Origin of the sequence: Bacillus sp. PS196 (assembly GCF_037963555.1) — a bacterium.
Taxonomy (GTDB): Bacteria; Bacillota; Bacilli; order Bacillales; family Bacillaceae; genus Bacillus; species Bacillus subtilis.
This window is the reverse complement of the sequence record NZ_CP150159.1, coordinates 471,384-485,236: the sequence shown is the minus strand read 5'-3', so window position 1 is coordinate 485,236 and position 13,853 is coordinate 471,384. Positions and strand designations below refer to the sequence as shown.

The 13,853-nt window shown below is 45.3% G+C and carries 13 protein-coding genes; 2 read left to right on the top strand and 11 right to left on the bottom strand.

Features of this window, described 5'->3' with window-relative positions; translation table 11 throughout:
* The 4 genes from epsK to lrpC all read right to left on the bottom strand — a co-directional run bounded on the left by epsK (position 1) and on the right by lrpC (position 4,805).
* Positions 1–852, bottom strand: coding sequence for a cyclic-di-GMP receptor EpsK (epsK, locus tag NST79_RS02500; protein ID WP_033883717.1), 852 nt, complete (start codon positions 850–852; stop codon positions 1–3).
* Positions 833–1,921, bottom strand: a complete 1,089-nt coding sequence (locus NST79_RS02495; RefSeq protein ID WP_015252792.1) for a hypothetical protein — start codon at positions 1,919–1,921, stop codon at positions 833–835. Before NST79_RS02495 ends, epsK begins: the two co-directional genes overlap by 20 nt.
* A gap of 201 nt (positions 1,922–2,122) precedes the next feature.
* Complete coding sequence (locus NST79_RS02490; protein WP_029317313.1) at positions 2,123–4,306, bottom strand: DNA topoisomerase III; 2,184 nt, start codon at positions 4,304–4,306, stop codon at positions 2,123–2,125.
* Positions 4,307–4,370: 64 nt separating this feature from the next.
* Positions 4,371–4,805, bottom strand: a complete 435-nt coding sequence (lrpC, locus tag NST79_RS02485) for a transcriptional regulator LrpC (protein ID WP_003246585.1) — start codon at positions 4,803–4,805, stop codon at positions 4,371–4,373.
* Positions 4,806–4,989: 184 nt separating this feature from the next.
* Between lrpC and NST79_RS02480 the strand changes: the two genes are divergently transcribed.
* Positions 4,990–5,280, top strand: a complete 291-nt coding sequence (locus NST79_RS02480) for a DUF3817 domain-containing protein (protein WP_015252794.1) — start codon at positions 4,990–4,992, stop codon at positions 5,278–5,280.
* A gap of 44 nt (positions 5,281–5,324) precedes the next feature.
* On the opposite strand, the gene amj is transcribed toward NST79_RS02480, so the two are convergent.
* The 5 genes from amj to NST79_RS02455 form a co-directional block, all read right to left on the bottom strand.
* On the bottom strand, positions 5,325–6,134 hold the full coding sequence (gene amj / locus NST79_RS02475) for a lipid II flippase Amj (protein WP_032722918.1): 810 nt from the start codon (positions 6,132–6,134) through the stop codon (positions 5,325–5,327).
* A gap of 505 nt (positions 6,135–6,639) precedes the next feature.
* Entirely contained in the window at positions 6,640–7,062 is a 423-nt protein-coding gene (locus NST79_RS02470; RefSeq protein ID WP_003234396.1) for a pyridoxamine 5'-phosphate oxidase family protein, read from the bottom strand.
* A gap of 77 nt (positions 7,063–7,139) precedes the next feature.
* Complete coding sequence (locus NST79_RS02465; RefSeq protein WP_003246691.1) at positions 7,140–7,691, bottom strand: GNAT family protein; 552 nt, start codon at positions 7,689–7,691, stop codon at positions 7,140–7,142.
* A gap of 85 nt (positions 7,692–7,776) precedes the next feature.
* Positions 7,777–8,280, bottom strand: coding sequence for a D-lyxose ketol-isomerase (lyxE, locus tag NST79_RS02460; protein ID WP_212060400.1), 504 nt, complete (start codon positions 8,278–8,280; stop codon positions 7,777–7,779).
* Positions 8,281–8,295: 15 nt separating this feature from the next.
* Complete coding sequence (locus NST79_RS02455; RefSeq protein WP_003246648.1) at positions 8,296–9,156, bottom strand: SDR family oxidoreductase; 861 nt, start codon at positions 9,154–9,156, stop codon at positions 8,296–8,298.
* A gap of 154 nt (positions 9,157–9,310) precedes the next feature.
* Between NST79_RS02455 and NST79_RS02450 the strand changes: the two genes are divergently transcribed.
* Entirely contained in the window at positions 9,311–9,907 is a 597-nt protein-coding gene (locus tag NST79_RS02450; protein WP_212060398.1) for a class I SAM-dependent methyltransferase, read from the top strand.
* A gap of 19 nt (positions 9,908–9,926) precedes the next feature.
* On the opposite strand, the gene NST79_RS02445 is transcribed toward NST79_RS02450, so the two are convergent.
* Complete coding sequence (locus tag NST79_RS02445; protein ID WP_212060396.1) at positions 9,927–11,438, bottom strand: class I adenylate-forming enzyme family protein; 1,512 nt, start codon at positions 11,436–11,438, stop codon at positions 9,927–9,929.
* A gap of 211 nt (positions 11,439–11,649) precedes the next feature.
* A complete protein-coding gene (gene mtlR, locus NST79_RS02440; RefSeq protein ID WP_212060386.1) occupies positions 11,650–13,734 on the bottom strand; it encodes a transcription antiterminator in 2,085 nt (694 codons plus the stop codon).
* Between the last annotated feature and the right edge of the window lie 119 nt (positions 13,735–13,853).

The window sequence follows — 13,853 nt, the reverse complement described above, 5'->3', positions numbered from 1 at the left end:
TTATAGTTCATTCATCATCATCTCGTTTTCCAGTTCTTCTAAAAATTGATCAGCTGTTTTGATATCGTTGCGGTAGGGCAAATAGCAAACGTGGAACGTAAGCGACACATACTTTCCATTTTCCAGCTGATATGTATCCAATTGTTTCTTCAGCTTGGTCAGAACGGCCGGCATATGTTCAGCAGGCGTGTGCGTCAGCACGATCCCGATACGCTCATCAGAGGGACGGAATTTCTTATCCGTTTCCCGAACACTTGTCCTGATTTGCTGACTGACATATTGGAAGAGGCGGTCCGTTTCTTTTTCACCGTACAAAGACTTAAACTCTTTGAAATAATGCATATGCAGCAGCAAAAAAACAAAAGAATTGCCGTAGCGCTCCGCCCGCTTGATTTCTTCTGAAAGTTCCAGCTTCATCCTTTGCTTGTTATCAAAACCAGTCACTCTGTCAACAGCAACATAGCTTTTAATTTCGGATTGAAGCCGTGTAATCGAGCGCCGAAGCTCTGCTGTAATATCGTGGATTCTTCCAGAAATAAAAGAAAACAGCAAAAGCGCGATTCCCCACACGACAAGCATTCGCAGCCCTTCCTCAGCCGGAAATAACGCAGCCTGTCCAGTCTGGAAAAACATCATTAAGGTGCCGAGAACAAAGAGTACGATTAAGGTCACTGCCAGCGCGTAAATCGGGCCGAACCAGATGCCTGCGGCGATGACGCCAAATGTGATGCAAAGGATCAGAGCACCTTCTGATTGCTGGGCTGACACATAATAAATAAACAAAGACAGGGCCGCGATGAGCCCTGAAAAATAAGCAAATAATTTTTGTGATTCACTGAATGATATTTTCATTAAAAAGCTTCCTTTCGGCTAACAGCGGCAGCAGATTGTCAAATGAATGCGTCTGAGTGCCGCTCATATAGCCTCCATAATACGATTTCACCGGATCATGAATTTCAAAGTCATTCATTCTGTCATATATGGCTTTGATGACAGAACTGTTTTCATGCTGTTTTGTCAAAAACAATACGGCTAATGCATATACGGATGGAGACTCATATTGGACGGCAGGCTCCTTCGTATCTGCCGAATACCGCCCGTACAGCTTTCCGTTTTTCTGAAATTCCTGCTTGATCCAATCCGCTAAAACAGATGCTTTTTCATCCCCTTCCGGCAAATGCCAAGCAGCGTAAAGCTGATCAATCAGGTTGATTTCACTATCATATGTGTATTCCTTCGTCTCCGAGCTGTATGTCTTCGGCAGAAAGCCATTTTTTAAAGGAGCTGAATAGAGAACATTGGCATTCCGCTGTTCTGTTTCTTCGTCTATGATTCCATTCTTCTTTAAGACAGCTAAGGCATCAGGCATGACGTATGAAAGCGTCACATCCTTTGAAGCGGCCTGTGAGTCGTAAAAGTCTGTAAAAAACCCGTTGTTCATATTGTATGTCTTCAAAGACGTGCCGATATCCCTAGCCGTTTGCGCGTAGTCGCTGCGGCCCCATTTTGCGGCGGCTTGGTCAAGAGACAGCATAATTCTCATATCATCTATCAGCGCATTCGTCCCGCTCGCTTGGCCATTTTGAATCTTCCACGTCACCAAGTGATTGCTCATCAGAAATGAATCAGTCAGATGCTGATATTGATCCTGGAAATGCGGTGCGTCATTTTTGCTGAGCAGAAACTCCATCCACAGGCCGAGAGATTCCGACAAGTAAGAAGGCTGGTCTGAAAAATCGGTTTTGATCAGCCCTTGGTCATTCATTAAATTGTGATAGATGAAATATTCCGCCGGCTGGAGCGGGCTGGCATTCACTTCTATCGCCGACTGATTTTGGGTCTTGTTTCCAGCTTCAGCACACCCTGCGGAAAGTCCGATAGATAAGAAGAATAAGATGACAGCAATTAGTACATGCCTCACAGGCAAATCCCCCTTTGTCGCCTGAAGCAAATCAGACGCTCACAAATAGTTATAGACGAAAATATGACTGCCATGTTACAAAGTACATTTACTATAAAAGAAAAAAATGCAGATTGCTAGCTTTTTTTCCCCTTTTTGAACATTAAGAAAACAGGACCTAAGTCCAATAAAAAACCTGTGCGATAGGCACAGGTTTTTTTATTATTTATCCAAACCGAGTTTTTTCAGCTGTTCTGCCAGCGCGTTGTTAATCGGCTCATCTTTATTTTGTTTTTTCATATAAGAGGATACGTCCCGTTTGGTAGCACGCGCTTTGTCTTTGTTTTTTCGTTTTTCAAATACAGAGAGCTTTTCACGGTGACCGCACACACACGCAAAGGTTTGGCCCTCGCCTTGGCCGCGAAGCTCCATTCTTTTATGGCAGTTCGGGCAGCGTGCGTTTGTTTTTCGGGCAATCGTTTTTCTGCTTCCGCATTCACGATCTTGGCACACGAGCATCGTCCCGCGTTTGCCGTTTACTTTCAGCATCATTTTGCCGCATTCCGGACATGCCGTTCCCGTAATGTTGTCATGTCGGAAGGTTTGGCTGCTGTTTTTGATTTCTTTTACCGTTTGGTGAGCGTAAGCCTTCATATCTTTAATAAAAACAGCCGATTTCAATTTGCCGGCCGCGATCGCAGACAGCTTTTGCTCCCATTCTGCTGTTAAGGCCGGTGATTTCAGATCCTCCGGAACAAGCTGCAGGAGCTGTTTTCCTTTAGATGTGATAAAAATATCTTGGCCTTTTTTCTCGATTAAAAAGCTGTTGAACAGTTTTTCAATAATGTCGGCACGCGTTGCCACCGTGCCGAGGCCGCCTGTTTCTCCAAGCGTTTTGACGAGGCCTTTTTCTTCTCCCTGCATAAACGCGCTTGGGTTTTCCATCGCTGACAGCAAGGTTCCTTCATTAAAGCGGGCAGGCGGCTTCGTTTGGCCGCTTGTTTCCGTTAACGTGCGGACGGCAAGTGTGTCGCCTTTTTGAAGCGCAGGAAGTGTCTGATCTCTGTCATCCTCCTGCTCATCATCCTCATCCGCCATATCATAAACGGCTTTCCACCCTTGCGACTGCACGGTTTTGCCTTTCGCCGTAAAGGTTTCTCCGCCGATTTCTGCGATGACCTTTGTTTCCTCATATTCGAATGCAGGCATTAATACAGCCAGGAAACGTTTCGCAATCAGGTCATACAGCTTTCGTTCTTTATCACTCAGACTGCTGAGAACGAGCGGCTCTTCGGTCGGGATAATCGCGTGGTGGTCTGACACCTTCGCGTCATTGACATATCCTTTATGAGATTTAATGCCGCGTTTTTTAATTTGGCTGACATATTGGGCATACGGTTTTACTTCCATGCCTTCCAGACGGTCTTTTAACGTCGGGACGATGTCACTGGATAAAAATCTAGAGTCCGTCCGCGGATATGTGACGAGCTTATGCTGCTCATATAGCTTCTGCAGTACAGAAAGCGTTTCTTTAGCAGAAAAACCGAAGCGCTTGTGGGCGTCACGCTGCAGCTCCGTTAAATCATAAAGCGCAGGCGCAAAGCTTTTTTTCGCTGTTTTTTTCAGCTCAGCTACGACCGCTTGCTTTCCTTGGAGATTTTTTAGCAAACGGCTTGTTACATCTTGATTGAACGTTCTCGTCTGCTTTGATTTCTTATCCTGCCACGTCAGCGTCATGCCGTCGACTGCAGCACGGATGCCGTAATACGGAACGGGCGTAAACGCCTGAATGTCTGCCTCACGCTTTGCAATCATGGCAAGCGTCGGAGTCTGCACACGCCCGCATGAGAGCTGGGCATTGAATTTTGTGGTAAGTGCACGGGTGGCGTTGATCCCCACAATCCAATCCGCTTCCGCTCTGGCGACGGCAGAATGGTACAGGTTTTCATATTCTTTGCCGCTGCGCAGCTTTTGAAAACCTTCCTTGATCGCTTTATCCGTCACAGATGAAATCCACAGCCGCTTGATTGGTTTTCGGACATTCGCTTTCTCAATGATCCAGCGCGCAACAAGCTCACCTTCCCGGCCTGCGTCAGTCGCGATGACAATCTGATTGACGTCTTTACGGGTAAGCTGGGATTTGACTGCATTGAACTGCTTTCCGGTTTTTTTTATCACCACAAGCTTCAAGGGTTCTGGAATAATCGGCAGATCCTCTAGGCGCCATGATTGAAATTCTTTTCCGTAGCCTTCCGGATCAGCAAGCGTCACCAAATGGCCTAAAGCCCAGGTCACAATATATTGATCGCCTTCGAGATAACCGTTTCCTTTTTTATGGCACTTCAGCACCCGGGCTAAATCCCGGCCGACTGAAGGTTTTTCAGCTAATACAACTGTTTTTGACATGCTTGATCACTTCTCTTTCTTTCGCGCTCATCCTGTTATTATAACAGACTTCACGCGGCACTCTCTAACCGCGCCCGTTTTTCGTGTCAATTTCTGAGAAAATGACGTGAGTGACGGTTTGCGCGTAGGGCGATGTTTTGTTAATGAAATCTTCTACCGCTTCGAGGCTTTCGGCATTGATTTTCAGCATATAGCAGGCTGCACCTGCAATCCGGTAGCAAAATTCAATATTCGGCAATGTTTGAATATAGCTTTTGAACCGCTCGTAATCCGCGTTTTTAACGGTTGCTTCCACAATACAGGAAACGGGAAGCCCAAGTTTTTTCTGGTCGACCTCCAGCGTGTATTGCTTGATGATGCCAAACGATTCAAGCTGCCTTACCCGTTCTGTCACAGATGGAGGCGACAGCTTAATTTTTCTGCCTAATTCCCTCATCGACAAACGGCTGTCCTTCTTCAGCTCCTCAATGATATTCAGATCAATCTGGTCAAGTTTCATTTCAACATCCTTCTTTTTTGATTTTGTACACATTATCTCGGGTATTTTTGTAAATGACAAGTACAGTTCCCTAGAAAAGGCATGTAAAAATGAATGTTTTCCGAACATTTTTTGAAAGCTGTCATATGCCCCTCCGGATTGTTTATAGTATAAAATGAAAACGTGTCCACAAGGAGGGCGATTTATGCTGCACACGCCGATCGGAAGACTTCGCACGATGGGTTTTATTGAAGGAATGTCACTCTTAATCCTGTTGTTCATCGCTATGCCGCTTAAATATTGGGCAGGCCTTCCGCTTGCGGTGACAATTGTCGGTTCGGTTCACGGCGGGTTGTTCATTTTGTATTTGCTTGTCTTGGCTTATGCAACCTTCTCTGTCAAATGGCCGCTGAAATGGTCAGCTGCCGGCTTCGTCGCTGCTTTCGTCCCATTCGGAAATTTTTTGTACGACCGCGGATTAAGGAAATATAAATAAGGGAATGCAAAAAAGGCTGGATCTTTATGATCCAGCCTTTCTTATTAAAACCACTTTGTCAGCCACGCGATATAGTAGGCCCCCGGAATAAACATGAGCTGGGCGAGGAGTGTGCCCGCCACCCTTGATGTGACCATTGTGATAGAGGTCCATTTTAAATAGAGATAGCTTCGTTTTCCTTTTGCCACATCATCAGCTAGAACGGATACTTTAGGATCAACAAAAATGGCCAGCAGCATCGTCGCAATTCCGTTGATCAAACCCGAAGCCATGACGGCTGTCGTGCTGCGCTCCGGCGCCAGAAGGCCTGCGTATAAAGCCGAAAGCACGCCAATCGTATAAATCGATGTGATCAGCATGTTGATGACAAACAAACGCTTCGGAATCAAGCGCATATGAAATCCTTTTACATATGAAATGGACGGCAGACGCAAATAGGAAAGGGCATTTTTGAATCCTTGTTTCGAGAATCCCTTTCGGAATACTTGAAAAACGGAGCCGCCGCCGCCCGCCAAGTGAATAATCGCCCGTGAAAAAAGAGCGACAAAAGACGGGAGCAGGATAATGCCCAAAATGGTGCCGACTGTCGATCCGAAAATTAAAAAGCGGAACTGCTCCCCTACAATCGCCAGTGCGTTTTTTCCAGCAGCATCAATTAAATGCCCAGTAAAGGGCTGCTGCACCATGTTCGACATTCTGGATACGATGACCATGACATTAAACAGAGAAAGCGCGGACGCAATAAATCCAACGCGGGCCCCGGAAAGCCTTGTAGCATAGGCTAAGGTTTCTATCGAGTGAATCAGCAATAAAAAACAAAAAATAAAAAGTACTTGTGTTGTAATGACATGCACGTTATTCTTCCTCCAATTTCATCCTAGAGATAAGACTGGAAAGAAGACAAGGAGGTTTCAGTACGATGTGTTTTTTGCAATAAAAAAACCGTCCGGCGTACGCCGGGCGGTTTGTCTTATTCTTTTCTATACGCAAATAAAGATTATATCATCCACCAAGTCAGGCGGGTTAGATTCATAAAGCATTGTTCCGAAGAATCATTCTGGAAAGTAAACACCATGGAAATTTCTTGAACACAAGACAACGAAAGCCCTACCTCTCAATCGTCACTGCGGCTCCGAAGCCGCGCCGGTGTGAATTGTAAAACAAAAAAGTCTTTTTTCCATCTCATCGTTAGGGGCGATTTGTTATGAAGGAAAAGAATAAGGGCAGCTGGTTATGCTGCTTGGGAAGCGGTAAGCTTCTCTCTCAAAACAGAAAAAAGAAGTTTACTTTCTTTTTTATTTGCTTATTTTTCTTACTAGCTATTCATAATAACATATCGCCCCTGAAAACACAAATTTTTTATAGTTCGAGTGAGACCGGTGTTTTCTCCCCGGCATTCATTAATCTGATATCCTCCGGTTCAATTTCAAGAATCACCAGATTCGGATCATCCTTGCCGTCAAACCAGCGCTCTAATTTGGAACTCCATATTTTGTCCTTGAGTTCTGCCGAATTGTTGATTTTGGCTTTTCCGGCAACTTCGACATATGCGTCGCCAAAACCTTCACAATCATAGCCTAATAAAATGTGGACATTGGGGTTGTTCTCAATTTCTTCTGCTTTATGAGTTTCCTTGCTTGTCGGTGTGTAAATCGTCAGCCCGTCATGGAAAAAAGTCATGTAGCGGGAATGCGGTTTGCCCTTTTGAACTGTTGCGAGCGAACCTACTTTATGGTGATCTAGAACATCAAGCACTTTTTGTTTAATGTCTTGCTGATTCATCTCGAATCACTCCTTTTTAACGTCTCCGCTGTTACTTTTCCACATCCGGGGAAGATTTAAACAAGAAAGTGTGCTCTTTATTTTTCGCCTTCCCATTCACGCTTTAACAGACTGTAGTAGACGAGGTCGTGATGCATGCCGTTTACGTATAAGCCGTCCCGTGCCTTTCCTTCCTCTAGAAACCCGATCCGCTCCGGAACCGCTCTGCTTTTTTCGTTTCCGACAGCCGCACAGATCGCCACACGATTCAGCTCAAGCTCTTCAAAAGCATACGTAATGAGTTTTCGGCAGGCAGCTGTAATAATGCCTTTCCCTTCAAATTCTTTGGCAATCCAATATCCGATTTCCGCCTTACGATTCACTTGATCAAGGTTATGCAGGCTGATCATGCCGCATAGGCTGCCGTCATAAAGGAGACCCGCCTCAATGCCGTTCAGGTCGGCATACTGGCGCCGCCAATCTGGAATGATTGTTTCTCGGTACGTGTCAGCGCTGCTTGGATTTTCCGCAAAAAACAGCCACTTGCCAAGCCGCTGCTGATTTTGGATAATGAGTTCGGCCAGCCGCTCCGCATCCTTCGGCTCCAATAATCGGATGGTGATGTGCTCATTTACCTTGCAAGTGAACATTGCCTCGCCCTCTTTCCTTTTTTACCCATTATAGCGATGATTCTGTTTTTTTCAATACAAAAAGGATGGGCTGTTAAGCCCATCCTTATATTCTTGGATCGGTAAAGATATCATGTTTATCCGTACTCGTCGATGACATTTCCGTCACGACGGCACCTTCTTCCCCGGCCTGGAACCAATGCTTTGTGTTTGGTGGAATCGTGTATTGCCCGCCCGGTTCTAGCTCAATTTCGTGCCAGACCGTATAGTGTTCTCTGTCTTCCTGAGGAGGGAGAACTTTTGGAAGCGGCGTTTTTTCTCCTTCTACGTAAAGATACACTTTTCCGTAGCGGCAACGGAAGGTCTCCTGCTTGCCTTCCTGGCCGTCGACCGGCGGATGGCGGTGTTCCGGGCAAGTCTGTCCCGGAAACAGCACCAATTCCTTTGAACAATAACGGTCTGTATTGACGTAGACGAAGAGCTGGAGCCCGACTTTTCTTTCTTTTCCTAAGTCGTAATCCATCAGCTGGATTTGGTCTACTTCCTCGTCCGTTAATACAATCCCTGCTTTTTGATAGTAGCTGTTCACTTCTTCTTTCGTGATGCCCATATGTCTCACTCCCTCTTATGTCGTCACAAAGTTTCCGCCGTTGACATGCAGGGTCTGACCTGTCATGTAAGAGGACTCATCTGATGCCAGAAGCACATAACAGCCGACGTGCTCAACAGGCTGTCCAGGACGGCCCATCGGCGTATCTTGCCCAAATTGAGCAACTGTTTCTTCAGGGAACGTAGCTGGGATTAGTGGCGTCCAAATTGGACCCGGCGCGACTGCATTTACACGGATGCCGTCTTTGACAAGCGCCTGCGCCATTGTTCTTGTAAAGGCATTGATCGCCCCTTTTGTCGCTGTATAATCAATCAGTGTCGGGTTCCCTACGTACGGGTTGATGGATGTCGTATTGATGATGGCGCTGCCCGGTTTCAGGTAATCAATTGCTTTTTTAGTCAAATAAAATTGAGAATAAAAATTTGTTTTGAATGTGCGGTGAAGCTGTTCGCTCGTAATATCTTTGATGCTTTCCTTCGGATGCTGTTCACCTGCATTGTTGACAAGGATGTCAAGGCCGCCTAGTTCCTTGACCGTTTTTTCAACCGCTTCATTGCAGAATTCCTCTTCACCTACGTCACCAGCAATCAGCAGGCATTTTACGCCTTCTTGTTCAACACGTTTCTTCGTCTCCTCAGCGTCTTCATGCTCATCCTTATACACAATGGCGATGTCTGCGCCTTCCTTTGCGTAAGCGACGGAAACCGCGCGTCCGATCCCGCTGTCGCCGCCTGTAATAAGAGCTACTTTTCCTTTTAATTTGTCTGCTCCTTTATAATCCTCGTACTCATACACCGGACTTGGATTCATTTCGCTTTCAATTCCCGGCTGGCGACTTTGAGTTTGTGCCGGCAGTTCTTTTGGATAATTTGCCATGATGATTCTCCTCCTTTGTTTTCATGTCTATTTGTTGTGTACCTCACACACTCTTTGGATAAACATGGCTTGGCACCTTCGCATTGCTTTATCAGAAAAATGTTTCACATGGAACGCTTGGAGGAAATAACTCAAAAAGGGGGTTGGTTGCTGAATGATTAACATGCTTTCTAGAAGATTCAGCAGGCCAAAGGGCGTCATCGGCATGATTGCCGGGTACATCATGGCTGCTGAAAATCAAACACTGAATCAGTGGACAATCAATCAGCTGGGTATCACGCGCGGGGACAGCATTTTAGAAGTCGGGTTTGGCCCGGGATACTGCATGCAGCAGATGCTGAAACGCGAGAAGGATGTTCATCTTCATGGGATTGATGTGTCAGAGGCCATGCTGAAGCTGGCCGCCCGCAGAGTGAAACCAAAGGGCGTACGCCTGATACAAGGAAGCATCGAGACATTTCCTCTCCCCGCCTCGTTTTATGATAAAGTGATTTCCGTTAACAACTACACCATTTGGAATGACCAAACAAAAGGCATGAAACAGATTTATCGGGCATTAAAGCCAGTCGGCAAAGCAGCCATTACGATGCAGCCGCGGGAAGCGGATGCCAGTCCTGAGAAAACCAAATCATTTGGAAGACAGATGATTGCTGACTTTAAAGCAGCCGGCTTCGAAGACATTGATATAAAATTTAAGAACATTAAGCCTGAGCTTTCCGTCTGTGCAACTGCAAAGAAGCCCGCCACATAAAGTGGACGGGCTTCTTCTTTTATGAATGTACAGCCTGATTGCGCAGGACGTCTTTTTTCACCTTGCCAAGGTTGTTTTTCGGCAGTTCGTTAACAAATTCAACTTCAGGTATTTTGTAAGCGGACAGGCGTTCTTTACAAAATGCAATGACATCCTCTTCCGTGATGCGCTGGCCGCCATTTTTCACGATAAAAGCTTTCGGTTTTTCACCGTAAAGCGGGTCTGGAATACCGACCACAGCTGTTTCAAGGATTCCCGGGATCTGCTGGATAACTTCTTCAACCTGATCAGGATAGACGTTATCGCCTCCGTAAATAATGACATCCTTGTAGCGTCCCGTGATGAAAATAAAGCCATCTTCATCTACATATCCTGAATCTCCGGTTCTAAACCATCCGTTTTGCAGCACTTTCGCTGTTGCTTCAGGATTGTCTTCATAGCCTTTAAATAAGAATGGAGTATGAACAACGATTTCGCCAATTTCTCCTTGAGGAAGTTCTTCTCCGGTCAGAGGATCTTCCACTTTGACTTTAACACCTGCCACAGGTTTTCCTGCAGATGCCGCTTTATCCATTCCCATATCAGGCGTCCATGTGCTGATGCCCCAAGCCTCAGTACTTCCATAGCCATGCGCCAGCGGAATGCCAATATCAAGATAGCGGCGGATTAGGCTGCTCGGCACTTTTGTTCCGCCTGTCATTAAAATAACAAGTGAAGATAAGTCAGTTTGGTGCTTTTCCCACGCCTCAAGCAAATACGTGTAAAACACAGGAAGAGCCATCACGGTCTGAATTTTCTCTTCTTCAATGACCTTCAGCATGTGAACAGGATCTTGATCCTTTGTAAACACAAAGGTTGTTTCTGCAAACGTTCCAAGCATGATGCAAATGAGCGCACTCGTATGATAAATCGGATGGCACGCGAGAAAACGAAGGCCCTTCATACGTGCTATTGAGCTGTTGGATTTTTTAACGTATCTGTATATGCCGCCATGTGTAATCATGCATCTTTTCGGGTTTCCCGTTGTTCCAGATGTAAACATCAGAAGTGCTGTATCATCAGGGGAAACCATTTCCGTCTCTGGCAAATGATCAGGACCTGCAAACAGCGCTTCAAATTCAGCAGATGTTTCGTAAGCTGTTCCTGTTTCCATTGTTACACACAGTGAGGACAATTCAGGTAGAACTTCATCCAGTATCTCTTTAAACTCCGCTCCGTAAAACATCGCTTTCGGTTCACTTGCTTTTAAAATGCCTGTCATTTCATATGGTTTCAGCTGCCAGCTGACAGGTACGACAACAGCACCTATTTCAAGCGCGGCGAACATAACAGTTGATGCGGGATGGCCGTTTTTGCAAAGCAATGCAACACGGTCGCCCTTTTGAATTCCTTTTTGAAGCATGGCATTCGCCAGCTGATTAATCCGTTTACGGTAACCTTTATATGTCAGTGTATGGTCTCCGCTTTTTACAGCCTCTATATCTTCGCTATTCGGCATGTCATGCAGAATCAGATGCTGTAATGTTTCCATATCGTCATCTCCTATATTCTCTTGAATCTTCAATAATTTGTTAGATTTTCTTCCTTACCTCACCCATTTTAACCCAAAAAAGATAACTTGTAAAACTATTTCATTTTGGAATTATTCCAATACTGAATGATAAAATAGTCCCACATTTTCTTATTTTGTTCCCCATCCACAGAAAAACACACGCCAAATTTTTGACGTGTGCCATGCAGGTTTACAGTATGTTTTTTTCTTTCATCCATGTGAAAAATATGCGGTTTAACCGCTGATACAATTCTTGTTCTCCTTCTTCCTGAAACCCCGCCATGCTTTCTCCGCTCTCGATAATTGCCGAGCTGATCGCGCTTAAAATCTCCGAGCCTTCAGCAGATAATGAGCTAGGCGCCATCATGACGAGGATGCGTGTCATCCTGAGGGTATTTCCGTCCATGCCATCCACTTCATAGGAGGTGCTGAGATCAAACATTTTGAAAAAAGGCAGGACGATTTCATCATTTTTGAGATGATAAAGCGCCATGTTTGTTCCGGGGATTCCCAATCCCCCTTGTTTCTCCCGCTCAGCCAGGCAAACCGCGGCTTTTTCCGGATCACGGATCAGGCCATCCTTCTTCAGCTGTTGAAAAAGCTCTAACAGAAGCATGCTATGATCCGGATTTGTTTTGAGTGGAGCTAACGTAAAATGGCGCAGAACATCTTGGATAACTTCCATATACCGCCCTATGCTTTCCGCCACCTCTAGCATGTCAGGTACATCAGCTTGCTGCGCCTCTTCCTTCGGGCTTCTTTTTTTGTTAAGAATAAGGGGAATCTTCCGCTTGATATACTGCTTGACCTGGTTTGCGTCTTCCTCATTTAATAGCGGGCTGACCATGATGTAATCAATATTTTCATAAGGAATCGGTACAGTGGACACAATCATATCATAGGCTTGAACATCCTTCCCCTTTAGCTCGATCAGGGATGACATATCAAACGATTCAATTTCCGGCAGCTCTTTTTTCAGTCTGGAGGCAAGCATTTTCGAGGAGCCGATCCCGCTTGAGCAGACGACAAGCGCTTTCACTTTTGCTTCTTCTTTTTTGATTTCAAGAGCCGAGCCAAAGTGAAGAACGATAAAAGCGATTTCATCATCAGAAAAGGACATGCCCGGAAAATACTTTTCGACGCCTTCTTCGATCGCCATATAAAGCAGAAAATAATCGCGCTTGATCTGTTCCTTCATCGGATTGTATATCTCAATATTTTCTTTTATGCGGCTGACGGCCGGCTCCAAATGGGCAATCAAGCCTTCATATAAAGAGTAGTTTTTCGTCAGATCCATTCTGATTTTGTCTGAAATAAAAGCAATGAGCCGCTTTGTTTGCAGGGCTGTTTCCAGCTCAATTTCCTGCGCTTTGTATTCTGTTTTGTATTTTCGATTGGCGCTTCGAAGATGGATTGTAATATAGCCGACCTCTGCCTCTGGAATCGTCACGCCGAAGGCACGTTCAAGCTCGCCCGCGATTTCAAGAGCGGAGCTGTATTCTTTCGCATTCTTCAGTTCCTCAAGCTCATTTTGCTCCATAGTGATGGTTTCCCCAAGCTTAATTCGTTCGATCGCATACGTCAGATGGACGACGAGCGCTATATAGGAGCTGTCGGACAATGAAAAAGCGATTTTTTCTTTGAGCTGAAATAAGATGCGCTCCATTTTTAGCAGCTCACCTTTGCTGACAACCCCGAACATTTTCTCTGAAGAATCGGCTTTTCCTTTGATGTTTAATTCAACCGCTTCCAAAAACATTTGGATGTCGAGACGGTTCACAATCAAGTTGCCGACAATTTTCCGTTTCGCATTCTCCGGCCCTATAAGCTGGATGCCAAAACCTCTTTTGCGGATCAGTGTCAGTCCGAAGGGAGAAATCCACTTCTCGAGCTCATCTAAGTCATAGCTGACCGTGGCATTCGTCACCTGGAGATCATGAGCAAGCGTGTACAGTTTGACGGGCTCCTGAGACTCTAATAACGAACAGAGAATGAGCAGTTTCCGTTCGTCGGCGCTGTATTCATGCTGTTCATATGATAAATCAGTAAGCAGCTTTTGTTTATCCTCGGGACTTCCCACTGCTTTCAACCCTTTACCGGGCTGTTTATCTAACGTAAGCCCCACGGTTTCCATCAGCGGTTTAATTGATTTGAGTTCCCTGTGAATGGTTCTCGTGCTGACTTGCATCAGCTCAGCAAGCTCAGTTACGGTTATATATCTGTTTTGTAATAATAAGTGCTTTAACAGCTTTTGTTCTCTGGCAGTCATATACATAAAAAAGACCTCCTAGACTATCTTGATTGTGCGGATGAAGTCGCAAGGAGATGCAGTAGAGGATATAGAGAGGTTTCCTTTAAATATAAAACGCTTTCAAGAAAGAATCAATCACTTAT

Bases quoted from the DNA above. Each gene is read 5' to 3' on its own strand.
- epsK (WP_033883717.1), bottom strand. From the start codon at position 852: ATGAAAATATCATTCAGTGAATCACAAAAATTATTTGCTTATTTTTCA.
- NST79_RS02490 (WP_029317313.1), bottom strand. From the start codon at position 4,306: ATGTCAAAAACAGTTGTATTAGCTGAAAAACCTTCAGTCGGCCGGGAT.
- lrpC (WP_003246585.1), bottom strand. From the start codon at position 4,805: ATGAAACTTGACCAGATTGATCTGAATATCATTGAGGAGCTGAAGAAG.
- NST79_RS02480 (WP_015252794.1), top strand. From the start codon at position 4,990: ATGCTGCACACGCCGATCGGAAGACTTCGCACGATGGGTTTTATTGAA.
- NST79_RS02470 (WP_003234396.1), bottom strand. From the start codon at position 7,062: ATGAATCAGCAAGACATTAAACAAAAAGTGCTTGATGTTCTAGATCAC.
- NST79_RS02465 (WP_003246691.1), bottom strand. From the start codon at position 7,691: ATGTTCACTTGCAAGGTAAATGAGCACATCACCATCCGATTATTGGAG.
- lyxE (WP_212060400.1), bottom strand. From the start codon at position 8,280: ATGGGCATCACGAAAGAAGAAGTGAACAGCTACTATCAAAAAGCAGGG.
- NST79_RS02455 (WP_003246648.1), bottom strand. From the start codon at position 9,156: ATGGCAAATTATCCAAAAGAACTGCCGGCACAAACTCAAAGTCGCCAG.
- NST79_RS02450 (WP_212060398.1), top strand. From the start codon at position 9,311: ATGATTAACATGCTTTCTAGAAGATTCAGCAGGCCAAAGGGCGTCATC.
- NST79_RS02445 (WP_212060396.1), bottom strand. From the start codon at position 11,438: ATGGAAACATTACAGCATCTGATTCTGCATGACATGCCGAATAGCGAA.
- mtlR (WP_212060386.1), bottom strand. From the start codon at position 13,734: ATGTATATGACTGCCAGAGAACAAAAGCTGTTAAAGCACTTATTATTA.